The organism is Microbacterium sp., from assembly GCF_035556355.1.
Classification (GTDB): Bacteria; Actinomycetota; Actinomycetes; order Actinomycetales; family Microbacteriaceae; genus Microbacterium.
Genome location: NZ_DATMFG010000021.1, coordinates 208481 through 225312, shown reverse-complemented (window position 1 = coordinate 225312; position 16832 = coordinate 208481). Strand labels below are relative to the sequence as shown.

At 71.0% G+C, this 16832-nt stretch carries 11 protein-coding genes; 4 read left to right on the top strand and 7 right to left on the bottom strand.

Translation table 11 applies throughout. The features are described from left to right. Positions 1-18 precede the first annotated feature (18 nt). From VNR19_RS05580 to VNR19_RS05560, 5 genes are all read right to left on the bottom strand, one after another. The gene (locus VNR19_RS05580; protein ID WP_325724732.1) at positions 19-5973 is read right to left on the bottom strand and encodes an Ig-like domain-containing protein; all 5955 of its coding nucleotides are present in this window, start codon (positions 5971-5973) and stop codon (positions 19-21) included. Next, a complete protein-coding gene (locus VNR19_RS05575; RefSeq protein ID WP_325724730.1) occupies positions 5973-7118 on the bottom strand; it encodes a serine/threonine-protein kinase in 1146 nt (381 codons plus the stop codon). The genes VNR19_RS05580 and VNR19_RS05575 overlap by 1 nt, the downstream gene beginning before the upstream one ends. A 144-nt stretch (positions 7119-7262) precedes the next feature. Beyond that, positions 7263-7919: a spermidine/putrescine ABC transporter substrate-binding protein gene (locus VNR19_RS05570; protein ID WP_325724727.1), complete on the bottom strand. Its 657-nt coding sequence runs from the start codon at positions 7917-7919 to the stop codon at positions 7263-7265. Between the two features lie 68 nt (positions 7920-7987). Beyond that, positions 7988-8488 (bottom strand): DUF6121 family protein, encoded by a 501-nt coding sequence (locus VNR19_RS05565; RefSeq protein WP_325724725.1) that lies wholly within the window; start codon positions 8486-8488, stop codon positions 7988-7990. Beyond that, positions 8488-9501 carry an ABC transporter gene (locus VNR19_RS05560; protein WP_325724723.1) on the bottom strand — a complete coding sequence of 338 codons (1014 nt, stop codon included), beginning with the start codon at positions 9499-9501 and terminating at the stop codon, positions 8488-8490. The genes VNR19_RS05565 and VNR19_RS05560 overlap by 1 nt, the downstream gene beginning before the upstream one ends. Before the next feature lie 176 nt (positions 9502-9677). On the opposite strand from VNR19_RS05560, the gene VNR19_RS05555 reads away from it, so the two are divergent. Then, positions 9678-10271 (top strand): DUF3558 domain-containing protein, encoded by a 594-nt coding sequence (locus tag VNR19_RS05555; RefSeq protein WP_325724721.1) that lies wholly within the window; start codon positions 9678-9680, stop codon positions 10269-10271. Positions 10272-10277: 6 nt separating this feature from the next. Here the strand turns inward: VNR19_RS05555 and VNR19_RS05550 are convergent, their stop codons facing one another. Further along, a complete protein-coding gene (locus VNR19_RS05550; RefSeq protein WP_325724719.1) occupies positions 10278-10886 on the bottom strand; it encodes a hypothetical protein in 609 nt (202 codons plus the stop codon). A gap of 231 nt (positions 10887-11117) precedes the next feature. Here VNR19_RS05550 and VNR19_RS05545 point away from each other — a divergent pair, with 231 nt between their 5' ends. Genes VNR19_RS05545 through VNR19_RS05535 form a run of 3 tightly spaced genes read left to right on the top strand, consistent with a single transcriptional unit; the run spans position 11118 to position 12837 of the window. Further along, on the top strand, positions 11118-11843 hold the full coding sequence (locus VNR19_RS05545; RefSeq protein WP_325724717.1) for a hypothetical protein: 726 nt from the start codon (positions 11118-11120) through the stop codon (positions 11841-11843). Beyond that, on the top strand, positions 11840-12259 hold the full coding sequence (locus VNR19_RS05540) for a phage holin family protein (protein WP_325034474.1): 420 nt from the start codon (positions 11840-11842) through the stop codon (positions 12257-12259). The genes VNR19_RS05545 and VNR19_RS05540 overlap by 4 nt, the downstream gene beginning before the upstream one ends. Continuing rightward, positions 12256-12837 carry a DUF3618 domain-containing protein gene (locus VNR19_RS05535; RefSeq protein ID WP_325724715.1) on the top strand — a complete coding sequence of 194 codons (582 nt, stop codon included), beginning with the start codon at positions 12256-12258 and terminating at the stop codon, positions 12835-12837. The genes VNR19_RS05540 and VNR19_RS05535 overlap by 4 nt, the downstream gene beginning before the upstream one ends. A gap of 86 nt (positions 12838-12923) precedes the next feature. Here the strand turns inward: VNR19_RS05535 and rpoC are convergent, their stop codons facing one another. After that, positions 12924-16796 (bottom strand): DNA-directed RNA polymerase subunit beta', encoded by a 3873-nt coding sequence (gene rpoC, locus VNR19_RS05530; protein ID WP_325724713.1) that lies wholly within the window; start codon positions 16794-16796, stop codon positions 12924-12926. Positions 16797-16832: the final 36 nt, after the last annotated feature.

The window sequence follows — 16832 nt, the reverse complement described above, 5'->3', positions numbered from 1 at the left end:
TCGTCCTCCGAGTGTCGGTCATGGCGCGGGCTCAGGGTCTTCGGGCGGAAGGTTGGGGTTGCACGCGGCCGAGAACGTGGTCGTGGCCGGCTGGAGCCCCCAGCCCTGCGCCGACCAGTCGACGCTCACGCCGATGCCCTCGACGCGCACCGCGCCGACGGGCACGGTCCAGTCTCCGGGCGTCGACGCGAGAGGCGCGCCCGCCGCGTCGAAGTATCTCAGTCCGGCGTTCGAGAACGCGATGGCCGCCTTGCCCGCGGGTGTCGAGGACGAGTCCCCTCGCGGCTGAAGCTGGCTGCCGCCCACGCACGAGTCGACCCACCACGTGGCCTGAAGCTGGAACGGCGCGCTGCCCGCGGCCGGCACCACCGTCGCCCACGGCGTCGCGGTCCCCCAGCGCTCGTGCACGTAGCGCACCTGCAGCCCGGGGTCCCGGTCGAACACGGCGGGCGGGATCCCCTGGTTGAACTCGACGCGGTTGCGGTTGGGAATGCGCTCGGGCGAGGTCGGCGTCGCGCGGATGACCCAGTCCGCACGGGTCGCACCCACGTTCGGGATGCCGTCGACGACGAATGTCCACCCGGTCGGAGCGGCACCGGACTGCACGGCACGCACCGACGCCGTCGTCAGCACCCGCCCGTACGACGTGTCGCCGAACCACGACTCGGCACACAGTGTGAAGGCGTACTCCTCGCCGTCGGGGAGGCCGCTGAACACCGCGCTCGCGCCGTCGGGCGTCGCGGTGCAGGGCTGGCCGTCTCGCACGATGCCGAACCGCAGCGTCGATCCGTCGCCGTTGAGCGTCGCGGAGCCGTTCGCCCTCACGATCGACGTGCCGTCGCCCGATGACTGCGACGTGAGCGTGAGGACCGGATCGCGCGGCGCGCCGATGCCGCTCGCCCACACCGTGACCGCCGACCCGGAGGTCGTGCCCCCGAGCCCGGGCGGCAGCTCGAAACGCGAGAAGGGCGTCACCGTGATGGGCGACGTCGAGTTGGACCCGACGCGGTAGGAGGGGATCTCGACGGTGGTCTGGCCGCGGCCCACGGGCACCCGCAGCAACTCGCCCGCGGGGCTCGCGACCTCGAGGCTCGCGGTCTGGCTCGCGTCGACGCCCTCGACCGTGAGCGCGACGACGCCGCCTTCGCCGCCCGTGACGACGGGCCTCGCGCTGACCGACGCGGGTGCGGGCGGCGCGTCGTAGGCCCATGCGGCGGTGCTGACGCGCGTGAGCGATTCGCCGACGGCGTTGACCGCGGATGCCTCGTACACCCGTCGCTCGCCGTTGGGCGCCGAGATCGATGGGCAGATCCCCTGCGCGTCGCACCGCGCGACGACCTCGCCCGCGTACCGGACGACGAAGCCCGACAGCGCCGGGTACGCGAGCGCGGACTCGCCCGGATCGACCCGCAGCGTGAGCGATCCGTTCGCGTACGCCGTCTGACGCAGGCTCGCGGGCGCCTTCGGGTAGCCGAGGAGGTCGAGCAGGAGCTTTCCGTCGCGCTCGGCGTTGGTGCGCCGGTTCTGGGCGTCCTTGACCGAGAACGCCGCGGTGCACGTCGCGCCCGGGGCATCCGCGGTCCACGAAGCCGTGACGGATGTCGCGGATGCCACCTGGAAGGTGACCCCGACGCACGCGCCCGTCGGCTTCACGTCGACGACCTGCAGCGGGGTGCGCGGCAGGGGGTTGACCTCGCCGGTGGCCCCGATGACCTCGATCGTGCACGAGGTGCCGGCCGCCTGGGTGCACTGCTGCGTCACGGATCCGCCGCGCGGCAGCGTCGAGGGCGCGGCGCCGACCCGCAGGATGAGCCGCACCGGCTCGACCCCCGCGTGGCTGGTGACCGACACGATCGAGGCCTCTTCGGTGCCCGGGACGGCCCGGTCGGCGCCGGTCACCGTGACGGTGGAGCCGTCGAGCGAGACGTCGAACGCCGCGCCCTGGTAATCGAGGGCGTACTCGATCCCGTCCCAGTCCGGACGCAGCTGCCATTCGGTCATGGCCTTCAGGTCGAAGGTCGCGGTCTCGCCGGGCCCGACCGTCATCGAGCCCGCCCGCAGCTCGGGCTGCGGGTCGAGCGGCTCGACGCGGATGGGCACCGACAGGTAGGTCCACTCGGTCTGCCCGGCCAGTCGCACGGGGATCTGGCACGCGTCGGCCCACGGCGCCCCCGCGCCGGCGTCGTACCGCACGGTCGTGCCCGTCTCGCGAACGCATGCCGCGCCTTGACGGGCGCCGGATGCCTTGACCCCGTCGCCGACCTCGACGGCCGCGCCGCGCGGGCGGACGACGAGGTCGCTCATGTCGAAGGCCACCGACGCGAGCTCGCGCACGTTGCGCGCGCCCATCCCGGCGCGCAGCGCGAGCGCGAGGTCGCCTTCGCCCGGCACGCGCAGGAACCCGTACGTCGTCACCTCGCCCGACTGGCCCTCGCCGGTGACCGAGAAGGGGATCACGCGGGTCGTCTCGGGCAGCGGTCCGCGGATGCGGCGGGCCTGGGCGGTGACGTCGTCGGGGTCGCCCCACAGCGCGAGCTCGAGGTCGTCGACGTCTCCGGACGGCCACGACACCTTGCCGGTGAGCACGTCGACACCGCGCGGGAAGTCTTCGCGCGATTCTGCGGTGAGCACCGTGTCGGTGACGACCGGGAAGTCGGGGACGCTCTCGCGGACGGCCTTGACGACGATGAGGCCGCGGCCGGTGTTGCCCGACGACGAGACGACGTCGTAGAGGAACGCCATCGTGCCCGGCGTGTTGCCCGCCGAGATGACGACCGTCGTGTCGTCCACCTCGCGCAGACGCGACTCGAGCCGCTCGTATTCGGGGTTCTCGGCGCCGTCGTCGAGCGTGGGCGCGACATCGGGCCGGACGTCGGTGATCGCGAGCTCCCCCATGGTCGGATCGATGTCGTTCGACAGCGGACTCACCCGGATCGTGCTGCTCGCGCCCACCTGCACCTGCACGTAGTCGGTGAACGTGATCGGGCTCGGGTTCGCCTGGCTGTCGAGCACGCCGACGCGTGCGGTCGCCTCGCCCGTCTGCCCGAACGCGTCGACGACTCGGTAGCGGAAGGACACCTGACCGCTGAATCCCGCGACGCTCGTGTACACGAGCGACTCGCCGTCGGGCGAGATCGTGGCGACGCCGTACTCGGGCTGCTGCACGATCTGGTCGAGCCGCACGACATCGCCGTCGGGATCCATGCCGTAGCCGTCGAACTCGATGACCGTCGACTGGCCGCTCAGCACGCGCCCTTCGAGCGTGTGGGGCTGCGGGGCGCGGTTCTCGTCGTTGGGCAGCACGTCGATGCGCACGACCGCGGTGTCGGTGAGCGAGGGAGCTCCCGAGGTGTACACCGAGTACTCGACGCGATACTGGCCCGGCTCCTCGGGCGCGAGGTACCGCAGCGTGTCGCCCGCCGCGAACGCGAGGGCGTCGTCGGTCGACGACCTGATCGATGCGGGGTTGAGGATCGGTCGGCCCCCGGCGGGCGCGATGTCGTTGTCGAGCACCGGGATGTCGATCTGCGCGCCCGCCCGCACGACGAGCGAATCGTCGACCGCGATCGGCGCGAGCTCCGGTGCGAGGGGAAGCAGGTAGACGGTGGCCTCGCCCTGCACGCTCGCCCCTCGGTCGGCGGTGCCGTCGCTGACCGTGTATGTGATGGTGCCGAGGCGCCCGGCTTCGCTCGTCGCAGTCGTGCCCGACACGCGCAGGTAGTTCTGGCCGACGACGTCGACCGACAGAGACGCCCCCGGGTCTGCGGTGGCGACGACGTCGCTCAGCAGCAGCACGCGGCGCGTGGGGTTCTCGACCGCGACGAACACGTCGAGCGTCGCATCCTGCTGCGGATGCACGAACGCGACGACGGGCGCGGTCGCAAGCTGCGGGGGCGCGTCGGACGGGAGCACGGTGATGCGGGCCGTGCCGGTGTCGTCGTTCGTCCCGTCCGTCACGGTGAAGCCCACGCGGTAGGTGCCGGGTGCGCTCGCCGAGAAGTCGAACTCGGTCGAGCCGCGCGCGGCTGTCGCAATCGCGTCGGCGTCGTCCAGGACGCGGACGGATTCGAGCGACAGCGTCCCCGCGGTTCCGGTCACGTGCGGCGCGACGTCGACCGTGATCGCACCGTCGAGGGAGTCGATCACCGCGAACGACTGCACGTGGAGCTCGGGCTCGGGCGTGACCTCCACGACGAGCGTCTTGCTGGCGGTGCGACCCGTCGTGTCGGAGATCGTCACGTCGAGCTCGATCGTCTCGGCGCCGCCCGACCCGTCGTCGCTGTGCTGGTACACGACGTCGCCGTCGGGGGTCGCGGCGACCGATCCCGTGCCCGACAGGTTCCGCACGTCGAGCAGCAGCATCGGGTCGCCCTCGGGGTCGACCCAGCCTGGCAGCACGGGCACCGTGACGGTGCCGCCGCGCGCGACCTCCGGCTCGGGCCACTCCGCGAGGCATCCGTCGACTCCGCACCACACCGGCGCCGAATCGCCCGACGTGATCGTCAGCGTCACCACCGCCGGATCGGACGGGAGCCCGCCTTCGACGGTCCCGTCGGTGACGGCGTACGAGAAGGCCGCCGTCCCCGTCGCGCCCGGTTCGGTGCGCACGGTGATCCGCTGTCCGTCGTCGGTGATCGAGACCGTGCCGAATGCGGGATCGAGGCCCGCGACGGAAGCGGGATCGATGCTGACCACGTCGCCGTTCGGGTCGTGGTCGTTCAGCAGCACGGGCAGCGTCGTGAGGGCGCCCGCGCGTACGCCGAAGGCATCCGGCTCCGCCACCGGCGGTCGCGGGTCGATCACGACCGGGACCTCGACCTCGCTCTCGACGGCGTCGGGCTGGATCTCGTCGTCGAGACTCCAGTCCTGACTCGACTCGACGAGCCGCCCGTCGGGGATCGTCCACACCCACCCGGTGCGGGTCTCGTTGAGGATCATGCCGCCGCCGCCCTTGACGAACACCGGCCGCCGCTCGCCATCCAGCGACTGTCCGCCGTAGTCGAGCTGCTCGAACGCGCCCGTCTCGGAGCTCCACAGCGTGCCGGGGCCCTCGCCCTGCGGCAGCCACGCGGCGTACACGACGCCGTCGCGTGCGACGGGCCGCGCGGGTGTGCCGAGCCCCGCGCCGCCGGTGCCCGGCACCACGGTGGGCGCGGATCCGTCGACGGGCACGCGCACGAGCACGGCGTCGTCGGCGACGTACACCGCGTCACCACGCTCGTCGGCCGCGCTGATGACCGGTGCTCCCGACAGCGGGGCCTCGAACGCGTCCTCGACGCCACGCACCCACACGTCGCCGTCTTCGGCGTCCACGACGACCCAGCGGTTGCCCGCCGCCGAGATCATGGGCTCGGTCAGACCGTCGCCGTCGAGCTCGTCGCGACCGCGCACCTCCGACGCCGGGATGTCGTAGCGCAGCACCGCGCCGTCCGCCGACGAGTAGGAGTAGAGGCGCCCGCGCTCATCCACCGCGATCGCATCGGACGTGTACTGCGGCGCGTCCTCGTCGTCGGACGGATACGGCTCGAGCTCCTTCGGCTCGCCCGTCGACAGCCGCCCGACGTATACCGCTCCGGAGTCGGTCACGTACGCCACGAAGTCCCCCGCGGTGGCGACCTCGACCGTCCCCTGCGGGGTCGTCGGCGACGACCGCAGCACGTCCTCGCCGAGATCGGCGGGCAGCACGGGGTCGACCGGCGTGACCTTGCTGTAGCTGTCGGAGAAGATGTAGGCGCGGTCGCCCGACTGCACGACGTCGTTCGGGTTGCTGACGGCCCGCACCGTGTCGAGCTCGCGCACAGCGGTGTTCACGCGCGCATATCGACGACCGTCGGCGGTCTGCAGGGCCCAGACCGACGTGTCGACGGGAGGCGTCTCCTGCGCGTCGAGACCCGGCCACACGATGCCGATGCCCACGACGAGCGCGGCGACGGCCGTCGTCGACGCGAGCCCGATCGCGGTGCTCCGGCGCATCACGAGCCTCCGGTCAGCAGGAAGTAGACGACGGAGGCGGATACGGCGACCGCTGCCGCCGCGACGCCGACGACGATCCATACGGCGGTGCGGCGCGACACGGCGGCCGAGGCCGCCGGAGCGGCGAAGTCGGTCTCCTCGTCTCGCGCGAGGGCCGCGACGCCGACCGCGACGGGCTGCTTGCGGGCGCTCTCGTGCTCGACCTTGCTGCGCACGGGGCCGCGGGGGGTGGCATCCGTGAAGTCGACCTCGTCGGAGACGGGCGTCCACTCGTCGGAGGGCACCTCGAGCGGCGTCGGCGTGAGGCCCATCGACGCCTGCACGCGGCGCAGGGCCTCGGCGAAGACGAGGGCCGACGGATGCCGCTGCCGCGGGTCGCGCGACATCGCGGTCGCGAGCACCTCCTGCAGCGCGGGGGGCACGTCGGCGCGCGTGATCGGCATGTAGGTGGCCTTCGCGATGCGGCGGCGCAGCTGCTCCTTGCTGTTCTGGCCGCGCTCGCGCCGCTCGAAGGGGCTGTGGCCGGCCAGCAGCGAGTACACGGTCGCACCGAGGCTCCACACCTCGCTCGGGATCGAGCCCGCCGTCTGCTCGGCGATCACCTCGGGCGCGCTCCACGGGATCGACATCGCGAGCACCTCGTCGGCGGTCTGCCGCGCGAGCGACGACGAGATGCCGAAATCGGCGAGCACGGGGGCGCCGAAGGTCGTGACGAGGATGTTGCTCGGCTTGACGTCGCGGTGGACGAGCCCCGCGCGGTGCGCGGACTCGAGCGCGCACGCCATCTTCACGCCGACGCGCAGCACCTCGTCGACCGGGATCCGCTCGATGCGGTACCGCTGCGCGAGGGAGCCGGGGCAGTACTCCATGACGATGTACGGGCGGCCGTCGGCCGAGATCCCGGCCTGGTAGACCGTGACGATCGACGGGTGCGCCGACAGGTGCGCGAGCACATCGGCCTCGGCGTTGAACATGCGGAGCAGGTCGGGGTCGCGCACGTCGCTGGGGAGCACCTTGACCGCGACATCGCGGCGCGGCATGTCCTGCTCGTAGAGGAAGACATCGGCGAAGCCACCCGATCCGAGCGGTCGGATGTAGGACAGCCCCGGCAGAATGGGCGGCGCTGAGGGGAGTCTGGTCGCCACGATCCTCCCTGCTGGACGGAGCCGAGGGTCCCCAACGCCCCTCGTTCGCGCATCCGCTTCGGCCCCGTCATGCTAACAAAGGCCCATGAGAGAGCCGCCTTTATCCACAGCCCTCCCCCGGTCCGGATGCGGCTTCGTCGGGTTCTAGTCCTGCGACCCGTCGAGCGGGTCGAACGGCACGTCGAGCGACTGGGTCAGCTCCTGCAGCATCGCCTCGATCTGCGGCTCGACGTACTGGGCGATCGCGGCCTGGATCCGCAGGCGGTGATGCAGCAGGATCGCGCACACCTCGCGGCCGATCATGTTCGCGTAGTCGTCGGCGAGCCCGACCTCCTGGCGCAGGGCGGCCTTGGCCTCTTCGCTGAGCGGCGGCAGGGCCGGCACGTCGGCATCCGCCTCTTCGGCGAGTCCCGCGATCGTGAAGAGGAACGGCGCCCCGGGAACAGGGTCGGGGTCGAGCGGCAGCCCCTCGAACTCGGGGTCGAGACCCTCCGTGGGACGGTAGCTGCGGGCGCGGTTGCGCGCGGCCTGCTGGTCGAGCTCTGCCTGGAGCATCGGGAGGTTGCGTGCCGTGTACTCGGCGACCGCCTGATCGACGATCGTCTTGATGCGCGTCGAGAGCCCGTGCTGCACGCCGTGCGGCACATCGGTGCCGAGCCCGGCGGCCGACAGCACGGGAGACCCGAAGCAGCGCCGACACGGCGCCACGCGACCGCGGTGCGTCGCGGGCTCCCAGCGCGGCAGCCACTTGAGCCAGGCGTCGACAGCCTGGCTCACGCGGGTCTCGAGCGACCGCTCCATCCTCCTACGGTAGCCCGACCGCGCCGGATCGCGCGCACGAAGATTCCGAGGTCACTCGGCGTTTCCCCTCATTCGCCCTCGTCGTCCTCCCACGGCCAGCGCGGTCGGTGCGCGCGGGTGCGCGTGAGGGCGACGCCGCCCCACGCCGAGACCGCCGCGGCAGCGAGCACGACGACGCCGAACCAGCTCGTGGCGATGCGCCCGGCGACCGACCCCGCGACCGCGAGGTCTGCGCCCGCGAACAGGCAGCCGAACCACGCGCCCGCGACGTAGGCCAGCGCCGTCGCGAGCGCGATCCACGCGGCGCTCCAGTACGACGGAGGAACGGCGCGCAGGGCGAGGGCGAGCCCGGCGGCGAAGACGATCGTCGCGAGCCCGGTGCTCGCGATGGCCGGCCACGGGCCGAGACCGGATGCCGCGACCACATCTTCGTCGAGGAGGAGCGTCGCCATGCCGAGGCCCGCGATCTCGAGCGCGATGAACGCGACCGTCGCGAACGCGAGCGCGTACGACTTGCGGATGGGGCCGCCCTGGGGCGGAGGCTGCGGCGGTCCCTGCTCACCGTCCATCACGGACGGACGATCGTCGGACCCGCCTCGAGCGTGCGCTCGTACTCGTACATCGCGGCGTCGTTCAGCTCGGTCACGCGCTTGCCGCGCGCGGCGGCCCACGCGCCGAACCAGATCGTGAGCTCACGGCCGAAGACGAAGGCGGCGATCGCGAGCGGCGCGAGCAGCTGGCTCTCGACGAGCTGGGCTCCTTCGCTCGCCGTCAGCATCCAGAACGGTGCCTGGAAGAGCTGCCCGAGCAGGTGTCCGCCGTAGGCAGCGAAGCCGACGAGGATGCCCCAGATGACCCAGGCGCCCCAACGTCCGCGGTTGATGATCGCGCCGAGCAGCCAGAAGGCGATGAAGAACACGACCACCGGCACCCACATCGCCCACGTGCCGAGCGCCTCGAGCGCGGTCTCGGCGACGTTGTCGATCGTCACGTCGCCCGCGAGCGCGCCGAACCCGAGCCACGCTCCGAGATACAGCACGGCGAACGCGAGCGCGGCGAGCAGGCCGATCGCGCCGGCGGCGGCGCGGTTCCCCCGCGCGCGCGGCGGCTCGGGGGCCTGCACGAAGATCGGCTGCGGAGAAGCGGCAGCGGCTCCGGCGGCTGCCCCCGTCGTCATGACGGGCTCGCTCGAGGTCACGACGGGAGAGTCGGCCGAGCGCGCGTACTCGTCGTAGGCGGTGGTGGGGGCATCGTGCATCGTGGCGTCTCCGGCATCGGAAGTCGTCGTGTCGTAGGCGGTCGTGGCGTCGGCATCCGCGGCGGCCGACCCGGTCACCGGCTCCTGCTCGGCGACCACCGGCTCCTGCTCGACCACCACCGGCTCCCGCTCGACGGCGGGCTCCTGCTCGACCATCACGGGCTCGGCGCCCGTCGGCGAGGGCTCAGCGGGCGCGGGCTCCCCCACCGCTTCGCGTCCGGCGGCGTCGGCCTCGGCCAAGCTCTCGTTCACGCTGCCGAGAACGCCATCGACGTCACGCGGCTCCTCGGCGGGCTCGCCGGGACGGTTCGTGGGGTCACTCATGCGGGATCGACTCCTCACGCGGGGCGGTTCCCCGCAGGGCGAGGGTAGCGCCCCGCCTCCGCGTGGCCACGGAGGCGTGCCGAGAACACGCGGCGTTTCCCGCCGGCCCCTCGCCTCGTTCGCGGATCGCCCGGGCGTCGCGCGTCGTCGGCGCGCTGCGCGGATATCGTGACCGCATGTCGCATCGACGTGGCCCGGCGGCGGCGGCCGCGGCATCCGTCCTGCTCGCCTTCGCGCTCACCGGCTGTGCGCCCGACGACGCGGCCGCGCCGACGCCGTCCGCCGACGCGCACGGGACGTCGTCACCGACGGCGACCGGATCCCCCGCGCCGACCCCCACCTCGACCGCCGCGATCCCCGAGCTCCCGGACGACTGTCGCACCATCCTGAGCTCGTCGGTGCTCGACCAGCTGCAGGGCGTGCCGCTCAACGACGAGGCCTTCGGGCCGTCGGGGCCGCAGCCGGACGGCAGCCTCATCTGCGTGTGGGCCGACCCCGGCGCCGACACCACGAGTCTCGTCACGACGATCCGGTACATGTCGCGCGGACCTGCGCTCGATCTGCTGAACGAGCTCGCCGACGACGAGGACTTCACGTGCTACACACCCGACCTCGGCACGCGCTGCGAGAAGACGTGGCAGAACGAGCAGTACCCCGTCACCGACGGTCGCACGCTGTTCTGGCGAGACGACATCCTCATCGACACGCGGTACTCGAACCTGGCCCCGTCCGGCTACACCGACTCGATCATCGCCGCGCTCTGGGGGTGATGCGCATCACCCCCAAACGTGCGCGGTAAGACGGTCGGCGAACCCGGGAGGATGCCATCCGCGTTCGGCGATCGAAAGCCACACGCCGTCGCGCAGCACCTGCTGCACGAGGTTGTCGCCCGACGGCTGCCGGCAGATGAGGGCGCCGCCCGCGACCTTGCGGCATAGGAAGCCCTCGGCACGCAGCGACGCCTCGGCGATGGGCGCCGTCTCGTCCGGAATCCGCGCGAGCGATGTGACGAGCTGGCGCCCGTCGGTGCCGCGCCACACGCACGTCACGAGCACCGTCGGGGTGAGCGCCTCGACGAGCGTCGGCGGCATCGTGTCGGGCACGGCGATCGACTGCGCGAGAAGCGCGTCACGGGACCACACGAGCTCGATCCACAGGTCGTCCGGGAAGAGGTCCCGGCAGTCGGGGCGCTCCGCCATCGCGATGGGCGTCGGCGTTTCGCCCGGATCCTTCGGCGTCGTCGCCGCGCGAAGCACCTCGCCCGCCCACGCGACACTGAGCGGAACCATCGGCATCGCGAAATAGGCGAGCGCGACCACGATCGCGGCGCACAGCAACCCTGCCGGCACCGCGATCCACAGATTCCGACCGCCGGTCCGCGCCATGGATTCCTCCGAGACCTCCACGGTAGGCCGCGATGACGGATGCCCCGGCACGGCGCGCAGGAGTCCCGCAGGCTCGCGCGCCCGGGCCCGCGCAGGATACCTCGCGGTTCTCGCAGAAGCGACCCCTTCTGTGCGGTCCGCTGCTCCGGGAGACGGTAGTCGGCCACGGCGGAGCCCACGGAGCCGACCAGCTCCCGGGACCCCCATCCGCCGAAGAGAGTGGAGGACCAGATGTCTGCATACGAAGCGGGCTCATCGACCGGAACGGAATCCAAGAGGGACGAGCTCAAGGAGCGGGCGACCGCTGCCGTCGGCGAAGTCGACGCCGGCGCGAAGCATGTCGCCGGTGTCGCCGGAGACGAGCTCGGCAACGTCGCGCACAAAGCCAAGACGGCCGCGCGGGGCTTCTTCGACGAGACGCGTCACCAGCTGACCGAGCAGGCGTCTCATCAGCAGCGGCGCGCCTCCGGATCCCTGCGCACGACGGGCGATCAGCTCGTCGGGATGGCGCAATCCGCCGAATCGGACGGCGTCGCGACGGGGATCATCCGAACGATCGGGGAGAGGACGCGCGACGCGGCGTCGTGGCTCGACCAGCGCGAGCCGGCCGACCTCGTCCACGAGGTGCGCAGCTTCGCGCGGCGCCACACCGGCGCGTTCCTGCTCATCGCCGTGGGCGTCGGCGTCGTCGCCGGAAGGCTCACGCGCGCCCTCATGTCGAACGGCGACGGGTCGTCGAACGGTTCGTCTCAGCGGTCCACGGGCGCCGGGGGCGGCGGATCCGCCGGATATCCCCTCGCGACGGACGCGACCGGTGAGACGCCGATCGCGGATGCACTCGCGGCCGAGACCGGCGGAGCACCCGGCGTCGACGCAGGCACGCGGCCGCAGGGACTCGTGAACGAAGGCGAGTACGCCCACGACGAGTGGTCGCCGAGCGGCGAGGCGCGACGATGACCGACATGCCCACGCCATCCCAGGAGAAGGCGGCGAACACGTCGCTCGGAGAGCTCGTCGGCGAGGTCACGCGCGACATGTCCGTGCTGATGCGCCAGGAGCTCGAGCTCGCAAAGGCCGAGCTCGCCGAATCGGCGAAACGCGCGGGAATCGGCTCCGGCCTCATGGCGGCGGCAGCCTACGGAGCGGCGATGACGCTCCTGTTCCTGTCGCTCGCGCTGTGGGCGGCGCTGGCCGAAGTGATCGACGACGGGTGGGCGGCCGTCATCGTCGCCGTCATCTGGGCGGCGATCGCCGCCGTGCTGTACGCGGTCGGCATGAGCCGGCTGCGCTCGGTGCGCGGCGCCCCGCGCACCGTCGAGACGGTCAAAGAGATCCCGGACGCGCTCAAGAGGAACGAGGAGAACAGATCATGAGCACCCCCAGCACTTCCACCAACCCCGACCAGCTCCGCGCCGACATCGAGGTGACCCGCGAAGAGCTCGGACGCGACGTCGACGCCTTGGCGGACAAGGTCATGCCGGGCAAGATCGTCGAACGCCAGAAGTCGCGCATGCGGCGCGCGTTCGAAGACGTCAAGCACCGCGTCATGGGCGTGGCCGAGGACGTCGGCCACGCGACATCCGATGCCGCAGGAAGCGCGGCGGAGGGCGTGCGCGAACTGCCCAAGCGCGCCGCCGGCGCGGCGCAGGGGGCGCCCATCGCGGTGGGCCTCGTCGCGCTCGGCCTCGGCTGGCTCGCGGCGTCGCTCGCCCCGCCGTCCCAGGCGGAGCGCCGCATGGCCCGCTCGCTGCGCGCATCCGCACAGCCGATCGTCGACTCGGCGACGGATGCCGCGAAGCAGGTCGCATCGGAGCTCAAGGAGCCCGCGCGCGACGCCTTCGAGCAGGTGAGATCCGAAGCCGTCGACGCCGCCGAGCATGTCAAGGAGGAGGCGCGCGACACGACGGAGCACGTCAAGGAGAGCGTCTCGCCGGAACAGCAGCGTTTCTGAGGCAGCGGCTGCGGCATCCGCCCGCATGAGTGGAGGAAGGCCCCCGGCATCGCGCCGGGGGCCTTCCTCTGTGAGACGTTCGCGGGTCAGTTGTAATTGCCCGAGAAGTCGTCCGTCGAGAAGCTGTCGAAGTCGACGTAGCTCAGGTCGGCGTCGCTGAACGCGCCGTCCGAGGCGAAGATGCGGTTGGGGTACCGCTCGCTCTTGGCCTCCTCCGTCGCCTCCACGATGACGTTGCGGTACTTCGCAAGTCCCGTGCCGGCGGGGATGAGCTTTCCGATGATGACGTTCTCCTTGAGGCCGACGAGCGGGTCGCTCTTGCCTTCCATGGCCGCCTGCGTGAGGACGCGGGTGGTCTCCTGGAAGGACGCGGCCGACAGCCACGACTCCGTCGCGAGCGACGCCTTCGTGATGCCCATCAGCTCCGGACGACCCGACGCGGGGCGCTTGCCCTCCGCCACGGCCTCGCGGTTGATCTGCTGGTAGCGCTTGAAGTCCACCAGCTCACCGGGAAGCAGGCTCGTGTCGCCGTGATCGACGACCGTGACCTTGCGCAGCATCTGGCGCACGATGACCTCGATGTGCTTGTCGTGGATCGGCACACCCTGCGAGCGGTACACGCCCTGGACGCCGTTGACGAGGTACTTCTGCACCTCGCGGGCACCCTGCACGCGCATGACCTCCTTGGGGTCGAGCGTGCCGACCTGCAGCGGCTGGCCGACCGTGACGTGCTGGCCGTCCTCGACCAGCAGCGTCGCGCGCTTGAGCACCGGGTAGACGTGCGGCTCGTCGCCGTTGTCGGGCGTCAGGATGACCTTCTTCGAGCGGTCGGTCTCCTCGATCGTGATGCGGCCGTCGGCCTCGGCGATCGGCGACGCGCCCTTCGGGGTGCGGGCCTCGAAGAGCTCCTGCACGCGCGGCAGACCCTGGGTGATGTCGTCCGCCGACGCCGAACCACCGGTGTGGAACGTACGCATCGTCAGCTGCGTGCCGGGCTCGCCGATCGACTGGGCCGCGATGATGCCCACGGCCTCGCCGATGTCGACCATCTTGCCGGTCGCGAGCGAGCGACCGTAGCAGCGGGCGCAGACGCCGACAGCCGAGTCGCATGTGAGCACCGAACGGACCTTGATGGTCTCGATGCCCGCCTCGACGAGGCGGTCGATGAGCTGGTCGCCGACGTCCTGGCCGGCCTCCGCGAGCACCGTGCCCTGGGCGTCGACCACGTCGGCGGCGAGCGTGCGGGCGAACACCGAGTTCTCGACGTTCGGGTCCTTCACGAGCGTGCCGTCGAACGACGGTGCGGCGATCGGGAGCTCGAGGCCCTTCGTCGTGCCGCAGTCGTCCTCGCGGATGATGACATCCTGCGAGACGTCCACGAGACGACGCGTGAGGTAACCCGAGTCGGCCGTACGGAGGGCCGTGTCGGCCAGACCCTTGCGGGCACCGTGCGTCGCGATGAAGTACTCCGCCACCGACAGACCCTCGCGGTACGAGGAGATGATCGGACGCGGGATGATCTCACCCTTCGGGTTGTTCACGAGACCGCGCATACCCGCGATGTTGCGGATCTGCAGCCAGTTGCCTCGAGCGCCCGACGACACCATGCGGTTGATGGTGTTGTCGGCCGGGAAGTTCTCGCGCATCGCCTTCTGGACCTCGTCGGTCGCCTCGGTCCAGATCTTGATGAGCTCCTGACGACGCTCGGCGTCGGTCGTGAGACCCTTCTCGAACTGAGCCTGGACCTTCGCAGCCTGCTTCTCGTACTGCGCGACGATCTCCTGCTTGTTCGGCGGCGTGAGGATGTCGCTGAGCGCGACCGTCACACCCGAACGCGTGGCCCAGTAGAAGCCGGCGTCCTTGATGCGGTCGAGCGTCGCGGCGACCTCCACCTTCGGGTACTCCTCGGCGAGCTTGTTGACGATCTGCGACAGCTTGCCCTTGTCGGCCTGCTCGCGAACGAACGGGTAGCCCTTGGGGAGCGTGTCGTTGAAGATCGCCTGGCCCAGCGAGGCGTCCACGAGACCGTGGCGCTCGTAGCCCTTGGGGGCCTCGCCCTCGAGGAACGTGAGACCCGGGATGCGGATGCGGACCTTGGCCTGCAGGTCGAGGGTGCCCTCGTCGCGCGCCAGGATCGCCTCGGCGACCGAGCCGAACACGCGGCCCTCGCCGACAGCACCCTCCTTGATCGTCGTCAGGTGGTGCAGACCGATGATCATGTCCTGCGAGGGCAGGGTCACCGGGCGGCCGTCCGACGGCTTGAGGATGTTGTTCGACGCCAGCATCAGGATGCGGGCCTCGGCCTGCGCCTCGACCGACAGCGGCAGGTGCACGGCCATCTGGTCACCGTCGAAGTCCGCGTTGAACGCGGCGCACACGAGCGGGTGCAGCTGGATGGCCTTGCCCTCGACGAGCTGCGGCTCGAAGGCCTGGATGCCGAGGCGGTGCAGCGTGGGCGCACGGTTGAGGAGCACGGGGCGCTCGCGGATGATCTCCTCGAGCACGTCCCACACCTCGGGGCGCGTGCGCTCGACGGCGCGCTTGGCCGCCTTGATGTTCTGCGAGTGACCGAGGTCGATCAGGCGCTTGATGACGAACGGCTTGAACAGCTCGAGCGCCATCTGCTTCGGCAGACCGCACTGGTGCAGCTTGAGCTGCGGACCCACGACGATGACCGAACGGCCCGAGTAGTCCACGCGCTTGCCGAGCAGGTTCTGGCGGAACCGGCCCTGCTTGCCCTTGAGCATGTCGGACAGCGACTTGAGCGCACGGTTGCCCGTGCCCGTGACGGGACGGCCGCGGCGGCCGTTGTCGAACAGCGCGTCGACGGCCTCCTGCAGCATCCGCTTCTCGTTGTTGACGATGATCTCGGGCGCACCGAGGTCGATCAGGCGACGGAGGCGGTTGTTGCGGTTGATGACGCGGCGGTACAGGTCGTTCAGGTCGCTCGTGGCGAAGCGACCGCCGTCGAGCTGGACCATCGGACGCAGCTCCGGCGGGATCACCGGCACGACGTCGAGGACCATCGCGGCCGGGCTCATGCCCGTCGCGAGGAACGAGTTGACCACCTTGAGGCGCTTGATCGCGCGGATCTTGCGCTGGCCCTTGCCCTCGGCGATCTGCTGGTGCAGGCTTTCGGCCTCGCCCTGCAGGTCGAACGACTCGAGGCGACGCTTGATCGCCTCGGCGCCCATGTACGCCTCGAAGTACTGGCCGAACCGGTCCTGCAGCTCGTGGAAGATCTCGTCTTCGCCCTTGAGCTGGCCGACCTCGAGCGTGCGGAAGTCCTCCCACACGCGCTCGAGCTTGGCGATCTGGTCGTCCGCGCTCTTGCGGTACTGCGCCATGTCCTTCTCGGCGGCGTCCTTGGCCTTCTTCTTCTGGTCGGCCTTGGCGCCCTCCTCCTCGAGTGCGGCGAGCTCCTCCTCCAGCTTCTGGAGGCGGTTCGCGATCTTGGCGTCACGGCGGTCGCCGAGCGTCTTGATCTCGAGGCGGATGTTGCTCTCCTGCGTCGCGAGGTCGCGGTGGCGCGCCTCCTCGTCGACGGAGATCACCATGTAGGCGGCGAAGTAGATGACCTTCTCGAGGTCCTTCGGCGCCATGTCGAGCAGGTACCCGAGGCGCGACGGGACGCCCTTGAAGTACCAGATGTGGGTGACGGGCGCGGCGAGCTCGATGTGGCCCATGCGCTCGCGGCGGACGGAGGACTTGGTGACCTCCACGCCGCAGCGCTCGCACACGATGCCCTTGAAGCGGACGCGCTTGTACTTGCCGCACGCACACTCCCAGTCACGGGAGGGTCCGAAGATCTGCTCGCCGAAGAGGCCGTCCTTCTCCGGCTTCAGCGTGCGGTAGTTGATGGTCTCGGGCTTCTTGACCTCACCATACGACCAGCGACGGATGTCGTCGGCGGTGGCCAGGCCGATGCGAAGCTCATCGAAAGTTGTTGCGTCGAGCACTGATTCTCCTGTGTCGGAATTCTTGGGACTCGGTCC

Excerpts from the sequence above, each read along its gene's own strand:
- VNR19_RS05580 (WP_325724732.1), bottom strand. The coding sequence starts at position 5,973 with ATGCGCCGGAGCACCGCGATCGGGCTCGCGTCGACGACGGCCGTCGCC.
- VNR19_RS05570 (WP_325724727.1), bottom strand. The coding sequence starts at position 7,919 with ATGGAGCGGTCGCTCGAGACCCGCGTGAGCCAGGCTGTCGACGCCTGG.
- VNR19_RS05565 (WP_325724725.1), bottom strand. The coding sequence starts at position 8,488 with ATGGACGGTGAGCAGGGACCGCCGCAGCCTCCGCCCCAGGGCGGCCCC.
- VNR19_RS05560 (WP_325724723.1), bottom strand. The coding sequence starts at position 9,501 with ATGAGTGACCCCACGAACCGTCCCGGCGAGCCCGCCGAGGAGCCGCGT.
- VNR19_RS05555 (WP_325724721.1), top strand. The coding sequence starts at position 9,678 with ATGTCGCATCGACGTGGCCCGGCGGCGGCGGCCGCGGCATCCGTCCTG.
- VNR19_RS05550 (WP_325724719.1), bottom strand. The coding sequence starts at position 10,886 with ATGGCGCGGACCGGCGGTCGGAATCTGTGGATCGCGGTGCCGGCAGGG.
- VNR19_RS05545 (WP_325724717.1), top strand. The coding sequence starts at position 11,118 with ATGTCTGCATACGAAGCGGGCTCATCGACCGGAACGGAATCCAAGAGG.
- VNR19_RS05540 (WP_325034474.1), top strand. The coding sequence starts at position 11,840 with ATGACCGACATGCCCACGCCATCCCAGGAGAAGGCGGCGAACACGTCG.
- VNR19_RS05535 (WP_325724715.1), top strand. The coding sequence starts at position 12,256 with ATGAGCACCCCCAGCACTTCCACCAACCCCGACCAGCTCCGCGCCGAC.